The 13,124-nt window shown below is 61.3% G+C and carries 15 protein-coding genes and 1 tRNA gene; 9 read left to right on the top strand and 7 right to left on the bottom strand.

Features of this window, described 5'->3' with window-relative positions:
• Position 1: 1 nt before the first annotated feature.
• Positions 2-592, bottom strand: coding sequence for a transcriptional repressor LexA (lexA, locus tag OCV66_RS03435; protein ID WP_147573788.1), 591 nt, complete (start codon positions 590-592; stop codon positions 2-4).
• Positions 593-813: 221 nt separating this feature from the next.
• Here lexA and OCV66_RS03440 point away from each other — a divergent pair, with 221 nt between their 5' ends.
• The 3 genes from OCV66_RS03440 (at position 814) to pth (ending at position 3,597) form a co-directional block, all read left to right on the top strand.
• Entirely contained in the window at positions 814-1,164 is a 351-nt protein-coding gene (locus OCV66_RS03440) for an Asp23/Gls24 family envelope stress response protein (RefSeq protein ID WP_054327376.1), read from the top strand.
• Between the two features lie 93 nt (positions 1,165-1,257).
• Positions 1,258-2,907: a DAK2 domain-containing protein gene (locus tag OCV66_RS03445; RefSeq protein ID WP_107631427.1), complete on the top strand. Its 1,650-nt coding sequence runs from the start codon at positions 1,258-1,260 to the stop codon at positions 2,905-2,907.
• Between the two features lie 51 nt (positions 2,908-2,958).
• A complete protein-coding gene (gene pth, locus OCV66_RS03450) occupies positions 2,959-3,597 on the top strand; it encodes an aminoacyl-tRNA hydrolase (protein ID WP_054327377.1) in 639 nt (212 codons plus the stop codon).
• A 36-nt stretch (positions 3,598-3,633) separates the two neighbouring features.
• Here the strand turns inward: pth and OCV66_RS03455 are convergent, their stop codons facing one another.
• From OCV66_RS03455 to OCV66_RS03465, 3 genes are all read right to left on the bottom strand, one after another.
• Positions 3,634-3,900: a barstar family protein gene (locus OCV66_RS03455; protein ID WP_054327378.1), complete on the bottom strand. Its 267-nt coding sequence runs from the start codon at positions 3,898-3,900 to the stop codon at positions 3,634-3,636.
• 66 nt (positions 3,901-3,966) lie between these two features.
• Complete coding sequence (locus OCV66_RS03460; protein WP_147573789.1) at positions 3,967-4,110, bottom strand: sodium ion-translocating decarboxylase subunit beta; 144 nt, start codon at positions 4,108-4,110, stop codon at positions 3,967-3,969.
• Between the two features lie 15 nt (positions 4,111-4,125).
• A complete protein-coding gene (locus OCV66_RS03465; protein WP_054327379.1) occupies positions 4,126-4,563 on the bottom strand; it encodes a hypothetical protein in 438 nt (145 codons plus the stop codon).
• A 186-nt stretch (positions 4,564-4,749) separates the two neighbouring features.
• On the opposite strand from OCV66_RS03465, the gene OCV66_RS03470 reads away from it, so the two are divergent.
• The 5 genes from OCV66_RS03470 to OCV66_RS03490 all read left to right on the top strand — a co-directional run bounded on the left by OCV66_RS03470 (position 4,750) and on the right by OCV66_RS03490 (position 11,144).
• A complete protein-coding gene (locus tag OCV66_RS03470) occupies positions 4,750-5,121 on the top strand; it encodes a BlaI/MecI/CopY family transcriptional regulator (RefSeq protein ID WP_054327380.1) in 372 nt (123 codons plus the stop codon).
• Positions 5,122-5,139: 18 nt separating this feature from the next.
• Positions 5,140-9,441, top strand: a complete 4,302-nt coding sequence (locus OCV66_RS03475; protein WP_147573790.1) for a M56 family metallopeptidase — start codon at positions 5,140-5,142, stop codon at positions 9,439-9,441.
• 290 nt (positions 9,442-9,731) lie between these two features.
• Entirely contained in the window at positions 9,732-10,859 is a 1,128-nt protein-coding gene (locus OCV66_RS03480; RefSeq protein WP_107631429.1) for a sodium ion-translocating decarboxylase subunit beta, read from the top strand.
• An 18-nt stretch (positions 10,860-10,877) separates the two neighbouring features.
• Positions 10,878-11,006 (top strand): hypothetical protein, encoded by a 129-nt coding sequence (locus tag OCV66_RS03485; RefSeq protein WP_256435173.1) that lies wholly within the window; start codon positions 10,878-10,880, stop codon positions 11,004-11,006.
• 61 nt (positions 11,007-11,067) lie between these two features.
• Positions 11,068-11,144 (top strand) — tRNA-Val (locus tag OCV66_RS03490).
• A 65-nt stretch (positions 11,145-11,209) separates the two neighbouring features.
• Here the strand turns inward: OCV66_RS03490 and OCV66_RS03495 are convergent.
• Positions 11,210-11,509, bottom strand: coding sequence for a helix-turn-helix domain-containing protein (locus OCV66_RS03495; RefSeq protein WP_054327386.1), 300 nt, complete (start codon positions 11,507-11,509; stop codon positions 11,210-11,212).
• A gap of 124 nt (positions 11,510-11,633) precedes the next feature.
• On the opposite strand from OCV66_RS03495, the gene OCV66_RS03500 reads away from it, so the two are divergent.
• Complete coding sequence (locus OCV66_RS03500) at positions 11,634-11,915, top strand: AbrB/MazE/SpoVT family DNA-binding domain-containing protein (protein WP_054327387.1); 282 nt, start codon at positions 11,634-11,636, stop codon at positions 11,913-11,915.
• Positions 11,916-11,948: 33 nt separating this feature from the next.
• On the opposite strand, the gene OCV66_RS03505 is transcribed toward OCV66_RS03500, so the two are convergent.
• Both OCV66_RS03505 and OCV66_RS03510 read right to left on the bottom strand, forming a co-directional pair.
• Positions 11,949-12,458 (bottom strand): CarD family transcriptional regulator, encoded by a 510-nt coding sequence (locus OCV66_RS03505; protein ID WP_054327388.1) that lies wholly within the window; start codon positions 12,456-12,458, stop codon positions 11,949-11,951.
• A 126-nt stretch (positions 12,459-12,584) separates the two neighbouring features.
• On the bottom strand, positions 12,585-13,124 hold the full coding sequence (locus OCV66_RS03510; RefSeq protein WP_107631488.1) for a GNAT family N-acetyltransferase: 540 nt from the start codon (positions 13,122-13,124) through the stop codon (positions 12,585-12,587).

The following is a 13,124-nucleotide window of genomic DNA, read 5'->3' on the forward strand; positions in this document are numbered from 1 at the left end:
CTTAATATTCCCGATAGACCGCTTTGACCACGCCGAGGATCTGGCAGCCCGTACCGTTGATAGGCGGGTAGGCCGGATTTTCCGGCATCAGCCATACGCCGTCCTGCGTGAGGTTCAGCGTTTTGCAGGTGGCCTCGTCCTCCAGCAGGGCGATGACGATATCGCCGCTGCGAGCCTGCGCGTCCTGCCGGACGATGACGAGGTCGCCGTCCAGGATGCCGGCGCCGGTCATGGAATCGCCGCGGATGCGCAGGGCATAGTATTCCCCGCCGCCGGCCGCCGGCTCGAACGGGACGTATCCGATATGCTCCTCCACCGCAAGGATGGGCAGGCCGGCCGTTACCCGCCCGAGGATGGGGACGCGCGGCACCATGGACGGGCCGCTGACCGGCGTCAGCGCGCGGGATTTATGTTCGCTCGGCTCGAGATAGCCCGCCTCCTGCAGCTTTTTCAGATGCGCGTGTACGGTCGAGGGGGAACGCAGGTCCATTTCAGCGCAGATCTCTCGCACGGAGGGCGGGTAGCCATGCTCCAGGGAGAATTCGCTGATATAATCGAGGATGCGCTGCTGTTTTGGGGAAATTTTTTTCATGGGGTCTGCACTCCTTCACACCTTGCCTGAAAGGAACATACGTTCGCATTTTCTTCATTATACCGTATTATGGCGGGAAAAGCAAACATTTGTTTCTATTGTTGCCGGAAATTTATAGATTCATGACATGCTTTCCGCATTTTGCTTGTATTTACAGGGCATTTGATATAAAATATAAGATAAGTAACCAGACAGCCAACCAATCACAGGGAGGGTTTTCTATGACGATCAAGACTGATCTTGGATATATCGAAATCACAAACGAAGTGCTGGCCGGCATCGCGGGCTATGCGGCTTCCTCCTGTTTTGGAGTGAAGGGCATGACCATCCGCTCGATGTCGGACGGACTGGCGCACCTGCTCGGACGGGAGAACCAGTCCCGCGGCGTTAAGGTGGCCGAGGCACCGGACGGCGGCGTCGATATCGACCTGCACATCGCGGTGGAACACGGGGTGAACATCGCGACCGTGTGCCGCTCGATCATCGGCGAGGTGCGCTACCATGTGGAGCGTCTGACCGGTGTAGACGTAAAAAACGTGGACGTTTATGTGGAGAGCATTCGCGCGGACTGATAAGCAGGGGGTGCAGACCCCTGTATCCCCATACCGCCGCCGTTCGCGGGGCGCGGACGCGGTCTGAAAACAGAGATTAGGGAGAGTATGCATATGGCAGATCAGAAAATAGACGGCGCGCTTTTCAAATCCATGGTGATCGAGGGCGCGCTCGCCATTGCGGAAAACAAGGAGCGCGCCAATGAACTGAATGTGTTCCCCGTACCGGACGGCGATACAGGCACCAATATGTCCATGACCATGGCGTCCGCCATGACCGAGCTGGACAAGCTGGAGGAGCCGACGCTGGCAAAGGCTGCGGACACGGCCGCCTCCGCGCTGCTGCGCGGCGCGCGCGGCAATTCGGGCGTTATCCTGTCGCTGCTGTTCCGTGGCATGGCGAAAAAGTTGCGCGAGGCGGAGCAGGTGGACGGGCGTGCGCTGGCGCTCGCGCTGCGTGAGGGCGTGGACACCGCCTACAAGGCGGTCATGAAGCCGGCCGAGGGTACGATCCTGACCGTGTCGCGCGTATCCGCCCAGCACGCGGTCGAGGCCTGTCAGGCCGATTCGGCGCTGTCCGCAGAGCAGGTGCTTTGCGCAGTCCTCGAACGCGGGCGGGAGGCGCTCGCGGAAACCGTACACCAGAACCCCGTGCTGGAAAAGGCGGGCGTGGTGGACGCGGGTGCGTTCGGCTTCCTGACCATCCTGGAGGGCATGCTGGACGGGCTGCGTGGCGTCCGCAAGGAGCGCGCGGCCGCGCAGCCGGCGGCGAAGGCCGCCGCGGACTTCGCCGCCATTGCGGACGAGGAGATCACGTTCACCTACTGCACTGAGTTCATTGCCGCGCGCAAGGACAAGGCCCGCAACGTCGGCCGCCTGCGCGCGATCCTGAGCGATATTGGGGATTCGCTGGTTGTAGTGGAGGATGACGACATCGTTAAGGTGCATGTGCATACCGACCAACCGAACAGAGCGCTGGAGGAGGGGCTGAAATTCGGCCCGCTGCTCACGGTCAAAATCGAGAACATGCGCGAGCAGCACACCGCCAAGGTGATCGAGGGTACGGCGGACGCGCCGGCCGAGCGCGTGATCGCCCCGCCGGAGAAAAAATACGGCTTTGTCGCGGTCGCGGCGGGCGACGGCCTGAAAAATGTGTTCACTGACCTGGGCGTGGACATGGTCGTGCAGGGTGGCCAGACCATGAACCCCTCGACCGACGATATCGTGCGTGCGGTGGACGCGGTGCCGGCGGAAACCGTGTTCGTGCTGCCCAACAATAAAAACATCATCATGGCGGCGGAGCAGGCCGCGCACCTGGCGGAGGGCAAAAAGCTGGTGGTCGTGCCGACCCGAACCATTCCGCAGGGGATTTCCGCGATGCTCGCCGCCGATCTGGACAGCGAGCAGGACAGCGGCCTCGCGGCGGCGATGGCCGACGCGGCGGCGCAGGTGCGCAGCGGACAGGTGACCTACGCCGCGCGCGACAGCGAGTTCGACGGAAAGAAAATCAAACAGGGCGAATACCTGTCTCTGTGTGAAGGCAGGCTGTGCGCGAGCGGCCGCGAAAGCGTGGTGCTTAAAAAGCTGGTGCGCGAGATGGTGACCGACGACAGCGCGTTCGCCACCGTGATCTACGGCGAGGGCGTCAGCGCGGAGCAGGCCGCCGAGGTGGAGGCGTTGCTGCGCCGCGAGAACAAGGATATGGAGATCTCGGTCATCGACGGCGGACAGCCGGTGTACTATTATATCCTGTCGGTAGAATAAAAAACAGCAGACGCCTCCCGTCGGGGGAGGCGTTTTGTTTGGAGAAGGACCATGTCAGTATTCGATATTTTCAAAAAGCTGGACGAGCAGAAAGCCGCGCAGGCGGCGGGGCCGGTGGAATGGCTGGTCGTCGGCCTGGGCAACCCGGGCAGCAAATATGACAACACGCGGCATAACGCGGGTTTCCGCGCGCTCGAAGGCTGGTGCGCGCGCAGCGGACGGAGGATCGACCGCATGAAATTCAAGGCTCTGGTGGGCGAGGCCGCGCTCGGCGGCAGCCGCGTGCTGCTGATGAAGCCGCAGACGTTCATGAACCTGTCCGGCGAGGCGGTGCGCGACGCGGCGGCGTTTTACAAGATACCGCCCGAACGCATCATCGTGCTGTCGGACGACGTGTCGCTCGACGTGGGTACGCTGCGCGTGCGCGCGAAAGGCTCCGCGGGCGGGCAGAACGGGCTGAAGAACATCATCTACCATCTGGGCAGCGAGGATTTCCCGCGCGTCAAGATCGGCGTGGGCAAAAAGCCGCATCCGGATTACGACCTGGCGGCCTGGGTGCTGGGCAAGTTCACTGCGGACGAGCAGAAAGCCATCGACAAGGCCTGCGCGGACGCGGTGGAGGCCGCGGCTTGCATCATTGCGGAAGGCTGCGCCGCCGCCGCGCAGAAATACAACGGCAGGCGACTGTGAAAACAGCGTCCGGACCCGCAGGTCCGGACGCTGCTTTTATTCGGCCGAAAGCACGAACGACGGGTTCTCTGCCGCCGCGTCCGCCAGGACGCGCAGCAGCAGTTCGCCGTAGTTCCCCATGTTGTCAACCAGCTTTTCCGCGTGCCGCAGCGTCAGCCGCGCGGGCGGGCAGGCGGTCAGCAGGTCGTAAAGCGCGTCCAGCGTGCGCCCGTAATCGGCCGGAAACCCGAACGCCTTTGCCAGCGCGTCATGCGCCTGCGCGCGCGTATACAGGGTTTCCGCATCCAGAAGCAGCTCCCTCATCTTGTCCATTCCCCCAAATATGAAAAATGCAGGCCCGTTCCGGAAACGGGACGTCCGGTTTTCAGCCTATTCCGCGCGCGGGCCGGAAACAATGATCTCCGTCGGGCCGTCTGCGCCGCCGATCACGCCGACCGAAACGGCCTGCGCGCAACCGGCCAGCAGCGCAGCCGTACCCAGCAGCGCCAGCAGGAGGCATACCGCCTTTTTCATTCCGCACCTCTCTTCCTATGTCGCGTTCGGATAGAACAGGATATACAGCTTGTGATAAAATTCCTGCCCGCGGCCCCCCTCGATGCCGCGCAGCTTGCCGTCTACAAACACAAAGCCGTCCGCGTTGACGCTGATTGAGCTGCCGTTTTCAAAGGTGACGGTCAGGCGGTTGGCGGTCAGCTTATCATCGCCGGGCTGGAAAAAATGCGGATAGGGCGTATAGGTGTAGCCGCCGAGCAGGTCGGTATAGGAAGCGATCTGTTTTTCATCCGTCACTGCGGGGAGCGAGGTGTCGTTTTCGCTCAGCATCAGCGACGCCTGCACGCCCTTGCCCGCGATATCGGTAAAGGACTGGTGATAAAATTTGATGTACAGCATGCGCCCCGCGATGAACAGGAGAATGACCAGCAGGGTGCCGCAGAGCGCAAAACCAAGCGCTGTCGATTTACGCATGATACTTGCTCCTTGATCCGTAAAAATATGGCTTTTGTCCATATCAGGACACTATTAGCATACCGTAAAACCGGAGGGCTGTCAATGTTCCAAACTGTAAACAAAGTATGACTTGACAGGAAAATTCTACTGATGTAGAATAAGGCTGGAAAAAGGTTTTACAACCGTAGAAAAAGGGGTGGGACTATGGACGAAATCAAACGCCTGCCGGATGCGGAGCTGGAGGTCATGCAAACGATCTGGGCGCTTCAGCCGCCGGTGACCGCGGCCGAGGTGCAGCAGAACGCGCCCAAGGAGTGGAAGCCGACCAGCGTGCTGACCTTCCTCTCCCGACTGTGCGAAAAGGGCTTCCTGCGGTGCGAAAAGCAGGGGCGGCAGAACTATTATACGCCGCTCGTTCGGGAGGAGGCATACCTCCAGCGGGAGAGCCGCAGCTTTGTGCAGCGCCTGTGCGGCGGCTCGGTGAAAAATCTGGTGGCGAGCCTGTCGGACGCGGGCGCGCTGACCGAGCGGGATATCGACGAGCTGCGTGCCTTTCTGGACGCGCAGGGGCGGTAAGGACAGGAGGGGTAGGATATGGCACAGAATGAATTGCTGCTGGGGCTGGCGCAGGCCGGCCTGACGGTGTCGGCGGTCGCGCTCGCGCTGTTTTTGCTGCGCAGGACGCTGAAAAAACGCTATCCGGCGCGGGCGGTCTGCGTGATCTGGGCGCTGCTGGCGGTGCGGCTGCTCTTTCCGGTGCAGCTCACGCTGCCCGACCCGCCCATACAGCTCACGCCGCCCGAGAGGACGCTGTATGTGACCTATCATCAGGATGAGACGCAGGCGGCGGGTGCGGCGCAGGACGGTGTGGCGCAGCCCGCACTGCCGCGAGGCGCGTGGATGACCGAAAGCGAGTTTACGCAGAGCGTACAGGTGCAGGAGAACTGGAAAAGCGCCATTCATGTGGACGGTGTGCTGGCGCTGGTCTGGCTGACCGGCGTGCTGTACAACGTGTTTTGGCAGGCGCGGGATTACCGCCGCTACATCCGGCGCCTGAAGGAAGCTTCCGCGGATGTGCAGAGCGAGGCGCTGCACGGCATTTTCGAGGAGCAGAAGCGCTCGCTCGGCATCCGCCGCGCCATTCCGCTGTGTGTGAGCGGTGCGGCGGACTGTCCGATGCTCGCGGGATTTGCCGAGCCGGTGTTGTGGCTGCCGCAGGAAGACCTGTCCGAAGAGGACGCCATGTTCATCTTCCGGCATGAGCTGACGCATTATAAGCGTGGCGACCTGTGGCTCAAGCTGCTGCTGGTGGCGGCGCGGTCGGTACACTGGTTCAATCCGCTGGTGCGCCTGCTGACGCGCTTTGCACAGGAGGATATCGAGCTGGCGTGCGACGACGCGGTGGTGCGCGGTATGGACGGGAGTCAGCGTCGCGCTTACGGGGAAACCATCCTGCGGTCCGCGCAGGCACAGGCGCAGCGGCGGGCGCTGGTGTCGTGCTTCACGGGGGATAAGGAAACGCTCATGCGCCGCTTTGAAGGGCTGTTCGACAAGCGCGCGAAAAAGCGCGGCGCTGCGCTCATTGTGGCTGCGGCGGTGCTGGTCGCCTCGCTCGGCTGCGCGGTGTCGGTAGGAGAGAGTAAGGAAAAATTGACAGAGGAAACGCGGCTGGAGATTGCGGAATGGTGGGCAGCGCAGATACACGAGCATATCAACGGCGAAGCGGAGCTGCTTGCCAGCACAGCGGTGCTGCGCGGGGAGGAAACCTATGCCGTAGCTGACCTGCTGCTGATAGAGGAACAGGGAAACATCCCCTATCGGGCGGTGCAGCAGTTGGATTTTCAACGCGATATGGACGGCAAATGGATGATGAAAAGCGCAAAGCCGGTTGCACGGGATGGCGTGACCTCGCTGGAAGAATTCCGCATCCTGTACGAAAACGACCTCGGCCTGCCGGAAAACACTGGGACGGCATCGGACGACGCTGCGGAGCAGTGCAGAGAGATTTTGCGGCTGTCCGGCGGCAGCACGGAGGTCGTCCGCCGCTGGGACGTGACCAACGACGGTGAAAACGACCTGGCCGAGGTGCGGCATACCTTTGACAATGGCGAACAGCTCAGTATCATTATGGCGGCCGGTCAGCCGCAGGACTATACCTACGGCGGCGGGGAAAACGCCCGTACCGCCGCCGACCTCGCGCAGCAGTACGCGCGCGCGGTGGCATATAAGTCGGTGTGGCCGCTGTATCCGGTGCTGTCCGAACAGGAGCAGCAGGCGCTGGTGCGGCAGCAGCAGCACCTTGCCGGCAGCGAGGACGAAAACGCCGTATGGTATACCAAATACGGCGGCTCGTCGCCTTCCTACCGCAATTATGTGATCGTACCGACCGAGGAGGCAAATACCTGTGTCGCGGTGTTCCAGATGTACGGCGGCGGCACGACCGATTACCGCTCCGCGATTGCAATTACCGCCGGTGAGGAAAACGGCCGCAGGGTCATTTCCAAAATGCAGCGGTGTGACGATCACCTGTCGTTCATACAGGATCAGCTGGCAGGACAGGACGCGGGCTATACCATGCGTGAGATATTTGGCCTGTATTATGACTCAGGCCTGCCCTGGCCCGACCTGCAATACGGCAATACCGGGGAAACGGTAGTTAATGCCTCGTTTTATAATGGCGGCCCGATCACTGATCTGGAACAGCCGCTGACCGCAATCGAAAATATCTTCGGCTATTTCGGTGAAACATACGAAGAGATGGAAGGCAACACAACATACATCCGGATGCGGACATGGCTCACCGCCGAACTGATTTCGCAGACGGATACCGAAGCCGTCGTGCGCCTGCACTTCATCGACGGCAGCCCGTCCGTTGATGTGCGCATGGAGAAGACCGAGGGTTATTGGCTGCCGGTCGGGCTGGCGGAACCGCTTGACGGGGGCTTTGCCGCCACGGGGGGCGGGGTAAGCCTGCCCGTGGGCGAGACCACCGAGCAGGCGGTGCGCAACGCCGCGGGCAGCATCCCGCTGCTGCGGGCAGGCGACACCATCGAGCTTTTGTTCGACCCCGCGCCGGCTGGCGAGGTCACGATTGCGGACGCGGTCGTCCGTGAGGACGGTGCGCGCCAGTACGACGAGCGGGTGACCGAAACGGACAGCTTTTCCTATACGGGCGGAGCGTCCAGCATGTCGTACAGCTATCCCGTGGAACATATCACGGCGGAGGCGCTGTCCTCGACGCAGCCGGCTGATGTGTACCGCGGCGTGACCGTGTCCTACACGGCGGCGGATGGAACGGCGCATACCGCCGCATTCGTATTCCGCATAGCGGGCGGCGCGGCGGAAGCCAGCCGCACAATCGACTCCACCGCTTATGTGAACGACGTCTACGGCTATACCCTCACCCTGCCGGCGTGCTTTGTCGGGCAGGGGTATGTAACCGAGAAGGATGGCTGCGCCATGTTCGGCCTGAAAAACGCGTGGCCGGAAGCGACCTCCGACCCGTATGGGGCGGGTACGGTGATGATGCTTGCCGTAGAAGCGACAGACTATCTGCAATCTACCTTTGGCGAGGACTGGCCGGTACCCAGCAAGACGCTGGCCGAGCGCGACGGGCTGACCTATTACCTGACGTTTGCGTCCGACGTGCAGTATGATACGCAGGACAGGGACATCGCGGCCGCGTATCAGGAGATGGATCAGGCCGCGTGGGCGCTGGACGGCGGCTCGCTTACCATCCATGCGCCGGACGAAGCCCAGCGGCGGGCGCGCATGGAAACCTATCTGAACGGTGTGGCGTTTCTGGATGGGCTTGCGCGCTATACGCGGGACTACGACAGCACGATCTGGACCGAGCGTGACACGGTCGGGATAGACGGCGGCAGCGCGACGGTGGCGTATGAGCTGTGGGACAGGCAGCACCGCCCATACCGCGCGGTGGAGGCGCTGGAGGCCTCCGACAAGGGCGGTTATCACCTGACCCGACAGGAGTGGTTGCTGGATGAAACCACGCCGACCGATTCGCTCGAACGCTTCCTGCTGCGGTACGACAACAGCGGGCTGGGCCTGCCGGAGTTCAGCGAAGCGCGGGTGCGCGCCCTGCTGGCGAACGCTTCGCTCACCGCCCTGCGCGATCCGGCGCGGGCGATGGAATGGACGCTCGGCCTGTCGGGCGGCACGGCGGGCGACCGCATTGTGCATCCGGTGAAGCAGGGCGAAAGCTGGGTCTATACCTTTGCGGACGGCGGTCAGGTGCGCGTCGGCATGAGGGCCGTGCGGCTGGGGGATGCGGTGCAGCCCATCTACCTGCCGGTCTGGTGGTCTTTGGACACGGCGGGCGGCTCGGGTTGGGAATTCGATCCGTACAGCTACATGATGCGCAAGGAAACAAACGATTTTTCCGGCTGCACCGTGGAGGAGCTGGCGTATTACCTTAGCCTGTCGGACGGCGCATATGCCGAGAATATCCTGCATGAACTGGACCTGCAGTGGCGCTGGTCGCCGCAGGAGGTGGAAAACGCGGTTGCGGGCAACGATATCGCGCGCGCGGCCTGGGAACGGCACCGCGGCAGCTTTGAAGCGCGGTTCCCGCCGGATGAGATTGAGGCCGCGTACCAGGCCGTGCGCGATTACACGGCGGCAAATGGGTTTTCGGTCGAAAACCTGCGCTATGATCCGGCCAGCGAGCGTGCATGGTCGGAAAACATTATGGAAAGCGGCGTGCTGCGGGACAACGTGCAGGAGGACGGCCTGACGATCGACAATGTAATTACCGTCATAGGCGACGCGCGCTTCGGCGAAGGCGCATGGCGCGACAAGGCCGACGGTTACTCGTTCACCCTGTACCGCGGCGCAGACGGCAAGTGGGTGCAGGAGGATGGTGCCTTTGGCTACTGACCCGATAAACCTTAGCGAATCCTTTGCGGGTTTCCGCTTGACACCCCAGCGGGCCCGATGGTAAGATATCCTTAAACAAAGGGGAGTAGTCGGCGCGGCATGCCGCGCGGCAGCGCCAACAAGCATGGCGGGGCGTGCGATCCCGTTCTGGCTGTTGCCTGAAATGACCAGACCTGCGTTTTCCTGTGGGAAGACGCAGGTCTGTTTGTCTTTCCCAGAGGCATCCCAGGTCCGGAAAGCGGCGTCTGGAATGGAGATTCTGCCATATATTATGTATAGGGGGCGATAACGTGGAATTTTTGTATGAGGGCCTGCTTTCGATCACTTGGCAGCAGGTGGTGATGTACTGCGTCGGTGGGTTCCTGATCTGGCTGGCGATCGAAAAACAGTATGAGCCGTCGCTGTTGCTGCCCATGGGCTTCGGCGCGATCCTGGTCAACCTGCCGCTTTCCGGCGTGATCGACCAGATGACGCAAGGCGTGGGCGAGACAAACGGCATTATTCAATGGCTGTTTGAAGCCGGCATCGAGGCGAGCGAGGCGTTCCCGCTGCTGCTGTTCATCGGCATCGGCGCGATGATCGACTTCGGCCCGCTGTTGGCAAACCCCAAGCTGTTCCTGTTCGGCGCGGCGGCGCAGGTCGGCATTTTCCTGACCATCATCGCGGCCGCGCTGCTGGGCTTCGACATCATCGACGCGGCCTCCATTGGTATCATCGGCGCGGCGGACGGGCCGACCTCGATCCTGGTGTCGCAGGTGCTCGGCTCGCGCTATGTCGGCGCGATTGCGGTTGCGGCGTACAGCTATATGGCGCTGGTGCCGATCATCCAGCCGTTTGCGATCAAGCTGGTGACGACAAAGAGGGAACGCGCGATGAAAATGCCTTACGCGGCCGGTCAGGTCAGCCGCCGCACGCGCATCCTGTTCCCGATTGTGGTGTCGATCGTCGCCGGACTGGTCGCGCCCGCGTCCGTGTCACTGGTGGGCTTTTTGATGTTCGGCAACCTGATCCGCGAGTGCGGCGTGCTGGAGAGCCTGTCCAAAACCGCGCAGCATGAGCTGGCCAACCTGATTACCCTGCTGCTGGGCATTACAATCTCGTTCTCCATGCGCGCGGCGCAGTTTGTGACAAAAGAAACGCTGCTCATCCTGTGTCTGGGGCTGATCGCGTTCGTGCTGGATTCAATCGGCGGCGTGCTGTTTGCCAAGGTACTCAACCTGTTCTGCAAAAACAAGGTCAACCCCATGATCGGCGCGGCAGGCATATCGGCCTTCCCCATGTCCGCGCGCGTGATCGAGAAGCTCGGCATGCAGGCCGACTGCACCAACCACCTGCTGATGCACGCGGTGGGCGCGAACGTCGCGGGTCAGATCGCCTCGGTCGTGGCCGGCGGCGTGATCCTTGGATTTTTCATGTGAGAAAGGGGCGCGTAAAGGATGAATGAAGCTGTATGGACGGCGATTGCCCTACTCGGGCAGGGCATGGCGGGTATTTTTACCGTGCTGATCGTGATTGCCCTGATCGTGGCGCTGATGGGGAGGCTGGATAAAAACAATAAAACTTGACCGCAGAAAGGCTTGCAAACCCCGTCCTGTTCTGGTATAATAATCAGGTAACCAAATGAATGGGGTTGTAGCTCAGCTGGTCAGAGCGTTCGCCTCACACGCGAGAGGTCGTGGGTTCGAGCCCCGCCAACCCCACCAGTGGAAAACCGTCACGAAAGTGACGGTTTTTTCGTTTTTTGAGGACGGGGAGCCGCGTCCGGCGTTCATTCGGGACGCTGGTTTTTGCGCCGGAGGTGCGTGACGAGCTGGTGGACCAGGGCGATATCATCGCCCGTCAGGCCATCGATGGAGATGGTCTGCGTTTGCGGTACGCAGAGAATAAAATCGGTCGACACCCCAAAAAGCTGCGCCAGTTCGACGATATACTGCGTGCTGGGGACACTGATGCCCATTTCCCAGGCGTTCACGCTGGAGCGCGTGATATCCAGGCGGCCCGCAAGCTCGGCTTGCGACAGGCCGAAATTTTCACGCAGCGTCTTGATGCGTTCGGCTGTTGCTATCATTTTCATCACCCTTTTAGTATAGGGTAATGTAATCGAATTGATACTGCATTATCAAATAGATGTTTGAAATTGACATATAAAGCCGCGGGCAGTATACTGATACTGGGTGATAAAGGTGATAAATATGAAAGCTACGGGGATTGTGAGAAAAGTGGACAATCTGGGGCGGATCGTACTGCCGATGGAGCTGCGCCGGACTATGGATATCGCGCGCGACGACCTGCTGCAGATCAGTATGGCGGGCGGTGAGATCCGCCTGACCAAATTCCAGCCGGCATGCCTGTTCTGCGGCGAGTCGCTGGAGGTCGTCGATTTCAGGGGCAAACGGGTGTGCAGAGGGTGCATCCGCAAGCTCCAAAAAAGCCTGAAAGTGAACAAACGCCGTCCTGTTCGGGGGCGGCGCTGAAAAAACCCTGCCGCGGCTGCGGCAGGGTTTCTGTTATGCGTGAACGCATGTCTTGTGCGATGCGATTGAGCGGGCGATATAGGGCTGCACCTCCTTGAGCGGGATACCGAGAGCGACCGCCAGTTCGCTATGCAGCAGATCTTCCGCGCGCTTGCGGTAGCGCTGGTCGATTTGGCTGACGCGCCGGCCGTTGCGCCGGGATTTGGCGTACACCGTCTTAATCAGCTGCACCAGCTCATGACAGTCGTGGCTCTGCAGCGCGGCCTGGTAGTGCTCGCTCGCCAGCCGGAGGCTGTGGGTGGTGAAGCTATCCTCCTCAATAGCGGGGATGGATTCGATCAGCGCTTCGGCCTGCTCCCTGGAAATGACCGGACGCATGAACACCGGGGAATCGACCGGTATATAGATGGTTTCCGTGCCGTATACGGGCGTGAGGGTGTAGTAAAGGCGGCCCTCGTCCCTGGCGAAAGCAGGCTGTCCCACCGCGGTCACCTCACAGACGCCGCTGGTCCCGTAAACGATGAATTCGCCCGTGTGATACATTTTATTCCTCCTCGCAAATATGGCCGATGCGGAAGCGTTCCGCACTTCTGCGTTATAAAACTCGGCTGTTCTATATAAGATTATAGCATATTTTGTGGGGAAATGTAAGCGAAAATTATTTTTTGTTCACAGGCCGGCCCGTGCGGCCGCTTCGTGCGTCAGGTAAAAGTGCAGGTGGTCCTTGATCTCGCCGTTATAGAGCAGCTCCGCGCGGTGCAGCGTCCCCTCGTATGCAAAGCCGCATTTTTCCAGCACGCGGCGGGAGGCTGGGTTGTCCGGATAGCAGGTGGCCGAGATCAGGTCGAGCGCCATCTGCTCAAAGCCGAAGCGGAGGACCGCCCGCACCGCCTCGGTCATATAGCCCTGCCCCCAATAATCCACACCGAGCGCGTAGCCGAGCGAGCGGGCCGAGCCGTACTGCCGCGCGGAGTCTGCAATCAGGCCCACCGAACCCATCAGGCGGCGGTCGCCCCTGCGTTCGACCGCCCACACGCTCGGCTGGTCAAGAAAGACAAGGTGCAGGATGTCGCTCGATTCCAGCAGGCTTTCGTGCGGCTTCCAGCCCGCATTCCGGCCGACCGGCTCGTCCTTGGAATAGGCGTAGAGGGCCTCGGTATCGTCCTCACGGAAGGGGCGCAGCGTCAGACGTTCGGTGATCAGCTCCAT

Source organism: Agathobaculum ammoniilyticum, assembly GCF_025567315.1.
In the GTDB taxonomy this organism is placed as follows: domain Bacteria; phylum Bacillota; class Clostridia; order Oscillospirales; family Butyricicoccaceae; genus Agathobaculum; species Agathobaculum ammoniilyticum.